Annotated in this window: 11 protein-coding genes; 6 read left to right on the top strand and 5 right to left on the bottom strand. The window is 62.1% G+C overall.

What is annotated here, in order from left to right; all coding sequences use genetic code 11:
• The 3 genes from JF616_08590 to JF616_08580 all read left to right on the top strand — a co-directional run.
• Positions 1 to 1,144, top strand: a 1,144-nt coding sequence (locus tag JF616_08590; GenBank protein ID MBW8887799.1) for a glucose-1-phosphate adenylyltransferase, incomplete at its 5' end; no start/stop codon positions are given.
• Complete coding sequence (locus JF616_08585; protein MBW8887798.1) at positions 1,141 to 2,517, top strand: phosphomannomutase/phosphoglucomutase; 1,377 nt, start codon at positions 1,141 to 1,143, stop codon at positions 2,515 to 2,517. The genes JF616_08590 and JF616_08585, both read left to right, overlap by 4 nt.
• Positions 2,518 to 2,963: 446 nt before the next feature.
• A complete protein-coding gene (locus JF616_08580; GenBank protein ID MBW8887797.1) occupies positions 2,964 to 6,050 on the top strand; it encodes a hypothetical protein in 3,087 nt (1,028 codons plus the stop codon).
• Positions 6,051 to 6,135: 85 nt separating this feature from the next.
• Here the strand turns inward: JF616_08580 and JF616_08575 are convergent, their stop codons facing one another.
• From JF616_08575 to argJ, 3 genes are all read right to left on the bottom strand, one after another.
• Positions 6,136 to 7,302, bottom strand: coding sequence for a tRNA-dihydrouridine synthase (locus JF616_08575; GenBank protein ID MBW8887796.1), 1,167 nt, complete (start codon positions 7,300 to 7,302; stop codon positions 6,136 to 6,138).
• A gap of 3 nt (positions 7,303 to 7,305) precedes the next feature.
• Positions 7,306 to 8,553, bottom strand: a complete 1,248-nt coding sequence (locus JF616_08570) for a serine hydroxymethyltransferase (protein MBW8887795.1) — start codon at positions 8,551 to 8,553, stop codon at positions 7,306 to 7,308.
• Positions 8,554 to 8,630: 77 nt separating this feature from the next.
• A complete protein-coding gene (gene argJ, locus JF616_08565; GenBank protein MBW8887794.1) occupies positions 8,631 to 9,818 on the bottom strand; it encodes a bifunctional glutamate N-acetyltransferase/amino-acid acetyltransferase ArgJ in 1,188 nt (395 codons plus the stop codon).
• A 239-nt stretch (positions 9,819 to 10,057) separates the two neighbouring features.
• Between argJ and greA the strand changes: the two genes are divergently transcribed.
• From greA to JF616_08550, 3 genes are read left to right on the top strand one after another with little or no spacing between them, the layout of a single operon-like run.
• Positions 10,058 to 10,531 (top strand): transcription elongation factor GreA, encoded by a 474-nt coding sequence (gene greA, locus JF616_08560; GenBank protein ID MBW8887793.1) that lies wholly within the window; start codon positions 10,058 to 10,060, stop codon positions 10,529 to 10,531.
• A 28-nt stretch (positions 10,532 to 10,559) separates the two neighbouring features.
• Entirely contained in the window at positions 10,560 to 11,528 is a 969-nt protein-coding gene (holA, locus tag JF616_08555) for a DNA polymerase III subunit delta (GenBank protein ID MBW8887792.1), read from the top strand.
• A 57-nt stretch (positions 11,529 to 11,585) separates the two neighbouring features.
• Positions 11,586 to 12,341 carry a hypothetical protein gene (locus JF616_08550; protein MBW8887791.1) on the top strand — a complete coding sequence of 252 codons (756 nt, stop codon included), beginning with the start codon at positions 11,586 to 11,588 and terminating at the stop codon, positions 12,339 to 12,341.
• 64 nt (positions 12,342 to 12,405) lie between these two features.
• Here JF616_08550 and JF616_08545 read toward each other — a convergent pair whose 3' ends face one another.
• Positions 12,406 to 13,197: a hypothetical protein gene (locus JF616_08545; GenBank protein ID MBW8887790.1), complete on the bottom strand. Its 792-nt coding sequence runs from the start codon at positions 13,195 to 13,197 to the stop codon at positions 12,406 to 12,408.
• An 8-nt stretch (positions 13,198 to 13,205) separates the two neighbouring features.
• The gene (locus tag JF616_08540) at positions 13,206 to 14,708 is read right to left on the bottom strand and encodes a hypothetical protein (protein MBW8887789.1); all 1,503 of its coding nucleotides are present in this window, start codon (positions 14,706 to 14,708) and stop codon (positions 13,206 to 13,208) included.
• Positions 14,709 to 14,718: the final 10 nt, after the last annotated feature.

The following is a 14,718-nucleotide window of genomic DNA, read 5'->3' as shown; positions in this document are numbered from 1 at the left end:
CGCGGGGAAATACCGGGTCATCGATTTCGTCCTCAATAATTTCGTGAATTCGGGATTCTACCAGATCAAGGTACTGACCCAATTCAAGTCGGACTCCCTGAACCGGCACGTCTCCCAGGCCTGGGACTTGAACCGCAACCTCGATCAGTACGTCGATCTGGTGCCCGCGCAGATGCGCATCGGCAATTCCTGGTACATGGGCACCGCGGATGCGATCTACCAGAACGTGAACCTGATCCGTGACGTTCGCCCGGACCACGTGGCGGTATTCGGCGGGGACCATGTCTACAAGATGGCCCTCAACCAGATGCTGCAATACCATATTTCCAAGGGCGCCTTGGCCACCATTTCCTGCATCCCGGTGCCTCAGGACGAAGCCCGCAGTTTCGGCGTGGTGGAAGTGGACGATGACGGCCGCATGATCGGATTCGAAGAGAAACCAAGCCGGCCCAAGTCCATGCCCGGCCGCCCGGGTTGGTCCCTGGCCTCCATGGGCAATTACATCTTCAATAGCAAGTTCCTGGTGCGGGAGCTGCTTTCGGACAGCAAGCTGGCCAACTCCCAGCATGATTTCGGCCGGGATATCCTGCCTTCCATCTATAACCATCATCCCGTTTACGTTTACGACTTCAACGAGAACCGTATCCGCGGGGAACTGGAAGCCAGCCGAGGCTACTGGAAGGACATCGGGACCATCGAGGCCTTTTACGACGCCAACATGGATTGCTGCGCCGTATCGCCGATTTTCAACTTGTACAACTATAAATGGCCCTTACGCACGGTCAATTGGAATCTGCCTCCCGCCAAATTCGTATTCGGGGAATCCGATCCGGAAGGCCGCAAAGGCGCATCTTACGACTCCATCGTATGCGAGGGTTGCATCCTTTCCGGCGGCCAGGCCATCCATTCCATCCTGTCGCCGGGTTGCTGCATACACAGCCACGCCATGGTGACCGATTCCATCCTCTTCCCCAATGTGGACGTGGGCCGCGGCGCGCGCGTGCATAAGGCCATCGTGGAAAAGGGCATCAAAATCCCGCCGGGCTTCGAGGTCGGCATGAATCCGGAGAAAGACCGGGAAAGGTTCCACGTGACCGAGTCGGGTATCGTGGTGATCGCGAAGGACACGGTAATAGAACCATGAGCATCAACCCCTCCATTTTCCGCGAATACGATATCCGGGGCCTGCATCCCCAGGACCTGGGCCCCGAAGCGGTGCGCCGCATCGCGGGGGCTTTCGGCACGGTCCTGCGCGAGCGGGGATTGAAGAAAATCTCGGTGGGCGGGGACGTGCGCCTACATACCCCGGAAATCAAGGACGGATTCATCAAGGCGATCCTCGCCACCGGCATCGACGTAGTCGACATCGGGATCATCACCTCGCCCTTGTGCTACTTCAGCGCTTTCCATCTCGAGATAGACGGCTTCGCCATGATCACGGCCAGCCATAACCCGAAAGAGTACAACGGGCTGAAGCTGGGCATCGGGAAGACGACGATCTTCGGGGCGGATATCGTGGACGTCCGCAAGCGCGCGCAGGAAGGCAAGTTCGCCCAGGGCGAAGGCAAGCGCTCGGCCCAGGATATCACCGAGGATTACATCAAGTGGCTGGAATCCAAATTCAAGCTTTCCAAACCCATAAAGATGGTGCTCGATCCGGCCAACGCCACCGGCGCGCTTTTCGCGCGCAAGGTCTATGAGCGCATCGGCGCCGAAGTCATCGCCATGAACGACACGGTGGACGGGCGCTTCCCCAATCATCATCCCGATCCGACCATTTGGGAGAACGTGAAGGATCTCTCCGCTAAGGTGAAGGCGACCGGCGCGCGCGTGGGCATCGGCCTGGACGGCGATTCGGATCGCATCGGAGTGATCGACGAAAAGGGCGAACTGATCCCCGGCGATCTGCTGACCCTCATCTACGCCAAGGACATCCTGAAGGCGCACCCGGGAGCGAAGATCATCTACGAGGTGAAATCCTCCATGGCGCTGGAACAGGAAATCACCAAGGCGGGCGGCGTGCCCATCATGTGGAAGGTGGGCCATTCCCTGCTCAAGAAGAAGATGTCGGAAGAGAACGCCCCCTTGGCCGGCGAGGTGAGCGGCCATGTCTTCTTCGCGGATCGCTACTTCGGCTTCGACGACGCCATCTATGCCGGCTGCCGGTTGCTCGAAATCCTCGACAAGACCGGGAAGGCGCCTTCCGAGCTGCTGGCAGGCGTGCCCAAGTATTTCAATACCCCGGAGATCCGCTGCGAGTGCAAGGACGACCAGGAAAAGTTCCGTATCGCCCAGGCCGCGGTGGACTTTTACACCCAAAGGGCCAAGGTGATCGCCATCGACGGGGTTCGCATCCTGCTGGACGGCGGATGGGGGCTGGTGCGGGCTTCGAATACGCAACCTTCCTTGGTGACCCGTTTCGAGGGCGTTACCCAGGAACGCTGCGATCAGATCAAGGACGAGGTCCTGGCGCAACTTTCGAAATTCGGCGAAATCAAGATCGGATCGTCGCACTGAATACTTGAGGGCGGGGCGGGGCACCGCGGGTTCGTCGCGACGACTCGCGTTGGTCCTCCCTTGCGCGGCTGGATCGACTGGGCCCTGCTGCTTCGATGCCCGGTCTTAAGCTTACCCCCGCAAACGCGAATCATCGGGTGATATCGACGCGACATGCGGGGGCGCGCCTGCAGGGATCTTGCCGCGCATTTCGCTTCGTCGCATGCGCCTGACCCGCGGCGCCCCGCCCCGTCATCCACTCTTCGTTCACGATCCTCCCCATGTTCGTAAAAGCCAGGACGGGCCCATAGGCGTAATCAAGATCGGGCCATCGGACGGATTCATGATCGGGTCATCCCTTACCAGCGCAAGTGGTGTTCGAATCACGGGTGATGCCCAAATATCTTCCGTACCTGAACGGATTTCCCGGGGGGGACCACTGAATGGATCGACTTGGGAGGCTTTCCATGAGAGTCAAGCTTTGCGTTCTCGCCCTGTTCGGGGCGCACATCGTTACTTCCGCGGCCACGGTTTATCAGATCACGCCCGGGGCGGTGAATAACGGGGCTGCTCCCTTGCGAACGGGAAGGTTGACGGGTACCGTATTACCCATTTGGACGCCGCCGTCCATTTACGCCAGCATGAAACGCGGCTTGGCGGAACAAGGCTTCCGGTTGTTCCGTTTCCCCAACGGCAGCCTGTCGAACGATTATCACTGGAACGGAGCCGGCGCGTACGATTCCACCGGCATCTGGCATGCATCCGCCGATTCGGTGCTGCCGGGATTCCTTTCGAGTACGCGCTATCGCGGGACGACCAAGAATAATTATGGATCGATCTTCCCGTCCAACCTGACGGACGGCGTGGATTCCACGATCTGGTGGAGCGATCCCGCGGCCGGAACCGATGCCTGGGTCGCCATCGATCTTGGATCGGCCAAAGCCTTGGACTCGGTGCAAATCGTATGGGGCGCGTTGCGTCCGGACAGCGTCGCGGCGGGGGCTGTAACGACCACCGGCTACAATCCGTACATCTCGCCCGATGCCGCCTTCACCCGGGATGCGGCCGATGCGGTCGCGGGAGGCTCCACCATCTTGCGCTTGGGAGCGGCCTCGGTACGCTTCCTGGCAGTTCGGCCCTTGGGCATCGGTCCGGGCGGGGTGCAGATTGGCGAGATCCGCGCCTGGTCGAAAGGCGTTTTGGCGACATCGAACGTGGCAAACCAAGCGAAGCAGAGCCAGGCCTGGGCCCTCTCCACCCACCCCGGCAATATCCGCTCTACCGATTACGGCGGTTCCGGCACGCCGTATTGGACCTTCCAAATGTTCACGGACTATCTGGCCGGCCTTTCCGGAGCGGAGGCGCTGATCTGCGTGAACTACGGCACGGGCACGGCGGAGGAGGCGGCGGCTTGGGTGCGCTATGCCAACGTCAAGAAAAAGCTGGGCATCCGGCTTTGGCAGGTGGGCAACGAAATCGACGGGAACTGGGAAGAAGGGGGACCGGTTTCGGCCGCGCAATACGCGCGCAAATACCTGGCTTATGCGAAGGCCATGAAAGCGGTGGATCCGGATATCCTTATCCTGGGACCCGTGAATTCGACCATGGAGTTCGCCACCACGGGCAGCGCAGAATTGAACGGTACCACTTGGATGGAGGACTTCTTGCGCGCCGTGGGCGAGGCGGAAGTCGCGGACGGTAAGCGTTACCTGGACGGGATCGATTTCCACGCTTATCCCTATTGGGAGACGGGAAACCCGTCGCCGGCGGCGATGCTGGCGCAGATGCGCCGGCTTGGATCCAATCTCGATACCCTTGCCGCCATGATGCAAAGACGCCTGCAAGATCCCGGATCGCGGCTGGTCTCCCTGTCGGAATTCAACGCTTCGGTGCAATCCATGGACCTGACCATGCGCCCCGAGAATGCCACCGGCATGTCCCTCATGCTTGCACAGTTGGCGGACAAGTTCGGAGGCAACGCCATGTCCATCGACTGGGAATCCTATGGCGCCACCGGAGGCAATCCCGACGGCAGTACGGGTAGCACCTATGGTACCCTGGCCCTTTTCGTCCCGCCCAGCTCCAATGCGGCCTCCTCCATCGAGCTCGCCCCCAACGCCCCCTATTGGGGCAACTGGATGATCTCCAAGGCCTGGGCCATCGATTCCGCCCAGCCCATGGCCGTTACCGTCGCGGGCGGAAGCCAGGTGGAAGCGCATGCCCTCACCGACGGCCGCGACACCTCCTATATCTTCCATAACCTGTCGGCGGTAGCCTGCTCGATCGTCGTCGCGACGCCAATGGCGCGGGGATTCATCTACGATTTCTCCTCGCGGCAATATGCCTGGAACGGAGCCACCTCGACCGCCTTCGCATCGCCCAATGCGGGCCCCTCTTCGCGGCCCCTCCCGCAGTCGTGGGATGGCGGGCTCGCGATCCCGGCGTTCGGGATGGCCGTGGTCCGGAGCAATGCGGCGGCCACCGCTAGCGATCACGTGGTGCAGATGGCCGCCAACGGCAAGAACCTGGAGTCCGGCGACACCTTGGTAATCTCGGGAACCCTGCTGCGGGCGCCGGACGCCGCGGCCCCTAAGGCCCGGCTCGGCGACATGCCCATCGAACTCGCGGCCATCGACGGCGCTTGGGACGGGCCGGAAGAGGCGTTCATAGCCAAGGTGGCCGCGTCCTCGGATGAAAGCGGTTGGCTTCGCCTGGGCGGTTCGGATTCCATTCCCATCCAGATCACGGGCAAAGCGCGACCCACAAAAGTGGTCGATCTGTTCGAAGATGAACTGCTTCCTTCCGATCAGCCTTCCAAGGCCCGGTGGTATACCTATGCCGCGGGCGGGTCGCCCTCAAGCTTAACCTTGACCTTTCCCGGGCGCGACACCGGGGGGCGCTCCCTCTTGGCCACTTCCGTCCTGAAGCAACCCGCCGGCCTCGGCTACACGGTCTATACCGAAGCCCGGCTGCCGCTGGACAGCGATTTGGTTTCTACCTCCGTCGGCGTCAAGTTCGACTATTCGAGCTGGCATTCGAACAAGGGGAGCTTCACCCTCCTCATTCCCACGGACACCGTCCAGAACTATGACGAGTACATAACCAATCTGCCTGCCACCGATTCGGCCTGGCGTACCGTCCGGCTCAAGTGGAGCGATTTCCAGCAACAGGGTTGGGGCGGGACGCTGACCGGGCCGCTGCTCGCGCGCCAGATCAACGGTCTGCTCTTCCGGGCCAACGGGGAAGGCGATGCCCGTTATAAGATCGACAACCTCGTTCTGCTCGGTACTTCGGGGGATTCGGTTTCGACCGTGCGATCGGCGGAAGCGCCGCGCGGGGCCTGGTCCATCCTGCCGAGAGGGGGAGCCTGGCTTTTCCGGCTGCCCGCGGGGGCTGCCATCCGGCTCTATGGAATCGATGGGCGGCTGGAGTGGGAATGGGAGACGAGCCGGGAAGCGGCCAGGCTCTATCAGCCACGCCAGGCGGGAATCGTTTATGCAGAGGTGGAATTCCAAGGACGGCGGCAAGTCAGGATGCTTCCGAACCTGCGTTAGCCGGCCAAGGGAGCCGCGACCAGAGTGAATCCGTTCAGGGGCCACCTCAACCCCGGCACCGGGACGGACCCATTAGCCGCTTCAGTCAGTTCCGGTAATCGCGGCCGAACTCCACTTCGGTGGCTTCTTTCCCGTTCAGCTCGCGCACGGACTCGAGGGCGCGACCGCGGTAATCCTCGATCGACTCCAACAGCTTGTGCAAATTGTCGAAGAACTCGTTCAACGTTTGCGATCGCAATACGTCGGTACGGCCGCCCTTCGCGTTGGGAAGGCACTTGAGCACGCGCGCGGCCATTTGCTTGAGTTTCCCGAGCACCCGCCCCTCTATATCCAACTCTTCGCGGAGCAGTTGCAGGTATTCGGCGAACAGGGCCTTATGCTCATCCAAGGTGGGCTCTTGCGGTACCTTCCCCTCGTAGAGATCGGCGATTTGGCCGAAGAGCCAGGGATTGTGCATGGCTCCGCGGCCGACCGCTACGCCGTCCACCCCGTAGCGCTCCAGCTTATCGATGACGTCCTCGACGCGCAGGATATCGCCGTTGCCGATGACGGGGATCTTCGCCTGAGACTTGGCCAGGGCGATCAGGTCCCAGTTGGCCAGCCCCTTATAGCCTTGCTGCCGGGTGCGTCCGTGGATGACCAGGGCGGCGGCGCCTTCGCCTTCCACCACCTTCTGGGTTTCCAGCAGGTTGATCTGATCTTCGGCCCAGCCCACCCGCACCTTCACGGTCACGGGGATCTTCACGGCCTGCTTAACCTGGGACAAGATCGCTTTCAGGTTGCCGAGGTCCCGCAGCAATCCCGATCCCCCGCCCTTGCTGACGATTTTCGGGGCGGGGCAACCGCAGTTGATCTCGACGAAATCGGCGCCGGCCTCTTCGACCATGGCGGCGCCCCAGGCCATGCGATCCGGCTCGGCCCCGTAGATCTGGACGGTGAACGGCCGTTCCTCGGGCATGAATGCCATTTGCCGGCAGATGCGGGGATTGAGGCGGGTCAGCCCTTCCACCGTGATGAACTCGGAGACGAGCAGACCCGTGCGGCCGCCGGAAAGGCGGGAGATGAGCCGGCGGAAAGGCAGGTCGGTGACCCCGGACATGGGGGCCAGGTAGGCGTTGGGGAAAATGCGTTTGCCGTCCACCCGGTATTCGCGGATGACCCGCGCGGCCCGTTCCAGCAAGGGATGGGCAGGGGGAGTAACGCGCAAGTTAACCGAAGGATCGGCCGCGATCATGGCGAGGGGCCCGAACACGCGTTAAGCGATGCCTCCGTACAGGGGGAATTTCCGGCACAGCTCTTTTACCGCCCCGCCGATCGAAGCCAGTTTGCCGTCGTTGGCGGCATTCATGATGGCCTCGTCCACCAAGGCGGCGATCTGCACGGCCTCGGACAAGCCCATGCCGCGCGTGGTGAAGGCGGGCGATCCCAGGCGGATGCCGGAAGGATCCATCGCCTTGCGCGTGTCGAAAGGGATGGTGCTGCGGCTACAGGAAATGCCCACCTTCTCCAGGGCGATTTCGGCCACCTTGCCGGTCAGGTTCTTGCTGCGCAGATCCACGACCATCAGATGGTTGTCGGTGCCGTCCGTCAGGATCTTGTAACCGCGCTTCATCAACTCGCCCGCCATCGCCTGGGCGTTCTTGATGGTCTGCCGGGCGTAATCCTGGAAGGACGGCTGCAGGGCTTCCTTGAAGCAGACCGCCTTGGCGGCATTGATGTTGTCGTGGGGGCCGCCCTGGATGCCGGGGAAAACGGTGCGGTCGATTTCCTTGGCGAAGCTTTCCTTGCACATGATGATGGCGCCGCGGGGCCCGCGCAGGGTCTTGTGGGTGGTGGTGGTGACGACGTCGAAGAACGGAACCGGGCTTTCCAGCGCCTTGCCGGCGATAAGGCCGGCGACATGGGCGATATCGGCGAAGGTCGAAGCGCCGACTTCGTCGGCGATGGACTTGAAAGCCTTCCAATCGATGTCGCGGGAGTACGCGGAGAAGCCGGCGATGATCATCTTCGGGCGCTCGCGCAGGGCGATCTCCCGCACCTTGTTCATGTCGATGCGGTGGGTCTTCTCGTCGACCTCGTATTGCGCGAAGGTGTAGTTGCGGCCGGAGAAGTTGACCGGATGGCCATGTGACAAGTGCCCGCCGTGATCCAGCTTGAGCCCCAGCACCTTGTCGCCGGGCTTGACCAGGGCCATGTAGACCGCGAGGTTGGCGGGGGATCCGGAGAGCGGCTGGACGTTCACGTGCTCGCAGCCGAAGAGTTGCTTGGCGCGGGCGATGGCGAGGGTCTCCATCTCGTCGATCACCTCGTTGCCGCCGTAATAACGCTTGCCGATGTACCCTTCCGAATACTTGTTGGTCAAGGTCGAGCCCGAGGCCTCCATCACGGCCACGCTGGCGGAATTTTCCGAAGCGATCAATTCCAATCCCTCTTCCTGCCTCCGCGTTTCCTTCGCGATGATGGCGGAAATCTCGGGGTCGACGTCCTTTAAATGCTTTTGCATGCGGCTCCCTGCGCTTTATCGGTCCGAAAAGTTAGCAAATCCGGGAGAAGAGGCGCGGTTCCGCTCCCGCCGCGGAATCAGGTCCGGTAATCCGCGTTGATCTTCACGTAGTCGTAGCTGAAATCGCAAGTCCAGTAGCGCCAGGCGCCCTGGCCCAGGCCCAAATCGATGCGCACGGAAACGTCCTTCTCCTTCATACGCCCGGCTACCTCGGCTTCGACGTATTCCGCGCGGCCGCCGTTCTCGAGAACCTTTACACCGCAAAATTCCAAATTGGTTTTTTCGGGGATCAGATCGGCTCCCGAATAGCCCGCGGCCGCCAACACCCGGCCCCAGTTGGCGTCGCCGCCGAAGAAGGCCGTCTTCACCAGGGGCGAGTTGGCGATGGCCTGGCATACCTTCTTGGCGTCCGCATCCGAACGGGCGCCCACGGCGTCGATGGTCACCAGTTTGGTGGCCCCTTCCCCATCGCGGATAATCTGGCGGGCGAGGTCCTCCATCAATTCGCGTAGGCCTAAGTCGAAGGCGCGGCGGCCTTCCGGCGACAGGGCCGCATAGCGGACGCCCGAAGCCCCGTTCGCCAGCAGCAGGCAGGTATCGTTCGTGCTCATGTCGCCGTCGACGGAGATGGAATTGAAAGATCGTTCCACGCTGGCGAGGAAGGCGTCACGGTAATCGGCTTCCAGGCCGATGTCGGTGGTGAGATAAGCCAGCATGGTGGCCATGTTCGGGCGGATCATCCCGGCGCCCTTGGCGACCCCGCCCAGCCGCACTTCGCGGCCGTCCAACGACAACATGCGTTCGGCGCGCTTCTCGAAGGTGTCCGTCGTCATGATGGCGTGCACGAAAGGCGAGGCCGAGGATTTCGCCCCCGGCGCGAACAGGCGCGCGATGCCGGACCTCACCTTTTCCATCGGCAGGTACTCGCCGATAACGCCGGTGGAGGACACCATCACCGCGCCGGCTGGCCCGGCCGCTTCGCGCAAGGCCGCTACTTCGGCTTCCACGTCGGCGTAGCCGCGTTCGCCCGTACACGCGTTGGCATTGCCGCTGTTCACCAGCACATGGGAGACCTTGGCGCCCGCATCGGAGACCTTTTGATCATAGAGGACCGGGGCCGCTTTGACGGCGTTCCGGGTGAAAGCAGCGAAGGCCTGGGCAGAAGGCTCCGACACCAAAACCCCGAGATCCGGCTTACCATTCTTCTTGATCCCGCAGCTAAGGCCCCAAGCCGAAAATCCGCCGGGAAAGGTGACATTATGCATAAAAACCCGCAAAATGTTTGCAAAGTAATTAGAATTCCAGCCCAGAAACGGATAATTTGCTATTTATTCGAGTGGTTGGCTGAACAGGCCATGCGTGAAGTTTTATCCTTCGCGATCTTCGTTTGAGGACTATTTCTTTCCCGCACATTGCCGGGGCTTCCTAACTGGAAGGCCCCGATGCGGAGAAGGCGGCCCTAACGGCCAAAGCCTTCCTGGCTTGGGGAATCCCTGGAGACGATATGCACAATAACCGGATACCGATGACACAGCAGGCGTACGATCGCCTGGCCCAGGAGCTTGACGTTCTGAAGAAGGTGGAACGCCCAGCCATCATCGCCGAGATCGCCGCCGCCCGCGCCCAGGGGGACCTTTCCGAGAATGCCGAATACCATGCCGCCAAGGAAAAGCAGGGCCAGCTGGAGGCCAAGATCAACGAGCTCGAGGACAAGATCAATCGGGCGGAGATCATGGTCGCCAGCGCCGAAGGCTCGGAGTTCATCGTGTTCGGCGCCATCGTGTCGGTGAAGAACCTCGGGAACAATAACGTGTTGGAATACACCTTGGTGGGTCCGGAAGACGTGGACGTGGTGTCGGGGAAAATCTCTTCGGTTTCCCCCATCGGCAAAAGCCTGTTGGGCAAGAAGCCCGGGGACGTGGTGGAAGTGCAGATCCCCAAGGGAACCTTGCGCCTGGAAATCCTCAACTACAAGTGAACGGGCGCGGCGACACTCGTCCCCAGCTATGAGACCGCGCCTTTCCGCCTTCGTCGGCGACGACGAACTGCGTAAGCACGAAGCGCTCGATGCCGCGGTGGCCGCCTGGCAGGCGGAATCCGGCGGGAGCGAAGGTTGCGCGCGCGAAGTCTGGTTCGGCGACGACCTGCGCTGGGAGCAGGTGGCCGAGTCCTTCCAGACCCAGGATCTCTTCTCGCCGCGCAAAGCCATCCTGATCAAGAACTGGGACAAGATCCACGCCTCGCATCGCGAGCATCTGGAACCGGTCCTGCGCAGCGACAACCCCAACGTGGCGGTATTCCTTTCGGCGGAAAAGCTGGACGGTCGCTCGGCCTTGACCAAGGCCTTGAAGGCCGCCGGGGCCCTGACCGAATGCAAGCTGCCCTACGAGAACGAAATCCCCCGTTGGCTGACGGCGCGCGCGAAGGAAAAGTACAACCGCCGCATGACCCAGGGCGACGCCCAGCTCTTGCTCGATATCGTGGGCAGAAGCCTTTCCGAACTGGACCATGAACTGGATAAGCTGGACACCTTCCTACCCAAGGGCCAGCCCATCTCCGCCGCGGACATCCACGATCTGGTGAGCCCCACCAAGGTGGCGAGCATCTTCGAATTCCAGAAGGCGATGGGCCTGCGCAAGAAGGCGGACATGTTGCCGTCTTTGCGCAACCTGCTCGAGAACGAGTTCAAGGACGCGCCCTTCGTGGTGGCGCAAATGCTCTTTTCGCATTTCCTCACCCTGCTGCGCATCCGAACCCTGCTGGACCAAGGGGCCCGGGAGACGGATATCCTGCCGGTGATCAAGCGTCCGCCCTTCATTGTCCAGAAAGAGCGCTATCTGGATCAGGCCCGCACGCGTAAGGCGGAAACCTGGAAGAAGCTGCTGACCTACCTGGCCCGCTTCGAGATGGACCTGAAGAAGGGGCGCTATGCCCACCGCTTCGAGGTTGAAATGGCGTTCGCCTATATGGTTTAATACTATTTTCTCGGATGCCGGGAGACCCTAAGGTCTCCTCGGGAAAGGAAGGCCAGGTTGAACGTCTCCCCCACCAAACGCGTCAAGACCGGTTGCGAGGGCCTCGATCAGATCCTGCGGGGCGGCCTGCTGGAAGGTTCGGCCACCCTCGTCGAGGGATCGGCGGGCACGGGCAAGACCACCCTGGCGTTGCAATTCATCATGCAGGGCGTGAAGGAGGGCCAGCACGGCCTCATCTTCACCTTCGAGCAATTCCCCGAGCAGTACTACGATTGCGCCCAGGAACTGGGCTGGGACCTGCGCAAGCTGCAGGAAGAGAACAAGATCCACGTGGTCTTCACCACCCCGGAGAATTTCCTGGACGAGCTGGACGACCCCGAGGGGAAGATCGCCAAGATCCTGGCCGAGCACGATACCAAGCGCATCGTGCTGGATTCCATCACCCACTTCGAAAAGATGTCCCAGGATATCGGGCAGCTACGCACCATCGAATCGGACATCGTGAACGGCGTGAAGCGCGAGGGCATGACCGCCATCTTCCTGAAAGAGAACGCCAACGTGCTGGGGAAGTGGGACGTTTCCACCAACAAGATCCCCTTCATCGTGGATACCTACATCCTCCTCCGTTACCTGGAAATGGAATCGGAGATCAAGCGTTGCCTGATGGTGCTGAAGATGCGCGGCAGCGATCATGACAAGGACATCCGCGAATACGTCATCGATCATGGCGGATTGAAGGTGGGCGACAAGTTCACGGGCGTTTCGGGGATTTTCCTGGGCACCGGCATCCAGGCGCGGACCGCCAAGAAATAACGGCCCTCAGGGCCATACGGTAGTTGGGATGAAGAACGAGGCCCGGTCGACGACCGGGCCTTTTTCATTGCCTCGAGGCCGCCGGATTCAAGAGCGCATTCAAATTGATCAGCCCGCCGTACAGTTCGAGGAATTCCTCGACCCAGGCGGGATCGGCTCCTCCGATCACGGAAAGCAACTCCTCGAGATTGGACTGATCGTTATAAGGCCCGGTGACCGGTTGCCAGGCCGCGGCGGTGGCCGAGGGGCGCAGCCGCGGGGAGGGACGGGCGGCCGCGGGGGCCCGCTTGAGTACGAGCGAAATCTTCTGGGCCTTGAGCACGCGCTGATAAAGCCGCCGGCGCAGATCGAGCAGGCCGGCATCGGATTTGCCCGCTTGCGAAGGCTGCCCCGCCTCCTGCCGCAACTTGTCCAATCGTTCCCGGTATGATTGCTTCTCGAGGGGCGAAAGGCGCGCGCCATGGGTGCGCAGAACCTTTTCGGCATGCCCCAGCCGATCCTCGCGCCAGCGAGAGCGCATGCCGTCTGAGGACCGGGGCGGCGGCCCGGAAGGGCGGGGCGGAGTTTGCGAAGAGGAAGCAGAAGGCCCTCCCGGCGCAGCCGCGGCGGACAAGCCGCGCAGGGCTTCTTCGACCTTGTCGAAGCAATAGCCGGCGCCGCGCGCATTTCCGCTTTCGGCGAATCGTTGGCCCGAAGCGATCAGGTTGGCGAGATAGGCTTTGCGCCAAGCGGGTAGGCTGGCCGCGGCCAGCGCCTGGGCAAGCCGTTCCGCAGGGGAAGGATCGGGCGCAGCGGTGGCCTCGGCGGTGCCCTCCGCTCCGTCCAATTCCCCCGGCATACCTTCGCTTTCCGCCATGTCCATCCCTACTGCGCCGCCACCAAGGCGTTCTCCGAGGCGCCCGCGCGGCCTTCCTGATGGCGCAAGACCTCCATCAGGATTTCCTGGGTCTTCAGCGCGTTTTCGATCAGCACTTCCGCGGAGCGATCCTGGAAGTCGGCCAAGGTCTTCCCCAATTCCGCCAACAGGGACTGGTATCCATCGCCGGCCGCGGCTTGCTTCTCCAACCGATCGAGGATGGAGGACAAGCCGGAGTTGAGCATGGCCACGCCCGCTTGCATCTCGGTCTGGTTGATCTGGGCCACATGCGCCAGTTCGGCGACGTCCTGGGAGCCCTGCCGCATGCGATCGGCGAGTTCGGAGACCTTGCCCGCCACTTCGAGACCCAACTGGGATTGGGCTTCCAGGCTGGCGGAAGCCTTGGCTTCAACCTCTTCCACCAAGCGCAGCGAAGTGTCCTTCAATTCGGTGAGGGATTCGGCGAATGTCTCGCTCGCGGAACGCAGGGCCTGGGCCTGGGATTCGGCGGAGGATTGGCCGGCCTTGGCCTGATCGGCGAGCCCGGCCTGCCAGGTTTTGATCAGATCGGCGGCGGCGGCGCGCATGGCTTGGCTCTGCTCCGAGGCGGCGGCTTGCATGGCCTTGGTTTGTTCCGCCGTAGCGGTCCGCAGGGATTGGCTCTGCTCGGCCGCTGCGGCCTGTAATGCCTTTACCTGGGCGGACACGGCTTCCTGGGAAATCTTGGCCTGGGCCTCGACGCCTGCCAGGGCCTTCGCCAGCAAACCTTGTTGGGCCTCGCCTTGGGCGGCCTGGGCTTCCCGTAGCTTGGAGGTTACGTCGGCGATCAAGGCGTCGCGCAATTCCGCGAGCCGCGCCTCCGAACCGGATTGGGCCGCGGCGGCGCGTTCCGCCCAAGCTGACAAAAGTCGATCGGCTTGCGCCGACTGGGCGCCCGTCAAGGTCTTGAGATCCTGCGCAAGGCCTTGGGCCAGGCGCTTGGCCTCCTCGGCGCCTTCGCGCTGGGACTTACGCATTTCCTCGCCCAAGGCCCGCGACGACTCCGATTGGGTGTCGGCCTGCCGCGCCCAGGCGAGCAGATTGGCTTCCAGGGAAGCCAGGGGCTGCTTGAGGTTCTTTTCCAGGCTGTCGCCGATTTGCAGGGCGCCTTTCTCCAAGGTGGCGCGCGCGCCTTCGTTCACTTCGCCCTGTAGCTTGGCCAAGGCCTGTACCTGACCTTCGGTCAGGCGCGCGGCGATGGATTTCAGGTTGGCGTCCAGCGCCATCGGGATGTCGCTCACCGCTTGCTGTAATCGTCCCAACACCTCGCCGGTCTCTTCCCAATCGGCTTGGATACGCTGCCAATACAGCACGGTCATCCATTGGCCGATGCCATAGAGGATGAAGACCAGGGAGCCGATCAGGACGTTCATCCCCTGTTGCCACCACACGATGGCGGCGGCCAGGGCGAAAAGCCCCAGGGCGATGCTGGTGCCGATGAGCAGGGATCCGACGTTCTTGCGTTTCAACATGGGCGATTCT

The sequence above is a fragment of the Fibrobacterota bacterium genome (assembly GCA_019509785.1).
Taxonomy (GTDB): Bacteria; Fibrobacterota; Fibrobacteria; order UBA11236; family UBA11236; genus Chersky-265.
Note: the sequence above shows the minus strand (reverse complement) of the source record. Positions and strands in the feature narration are given on the sequence as shown.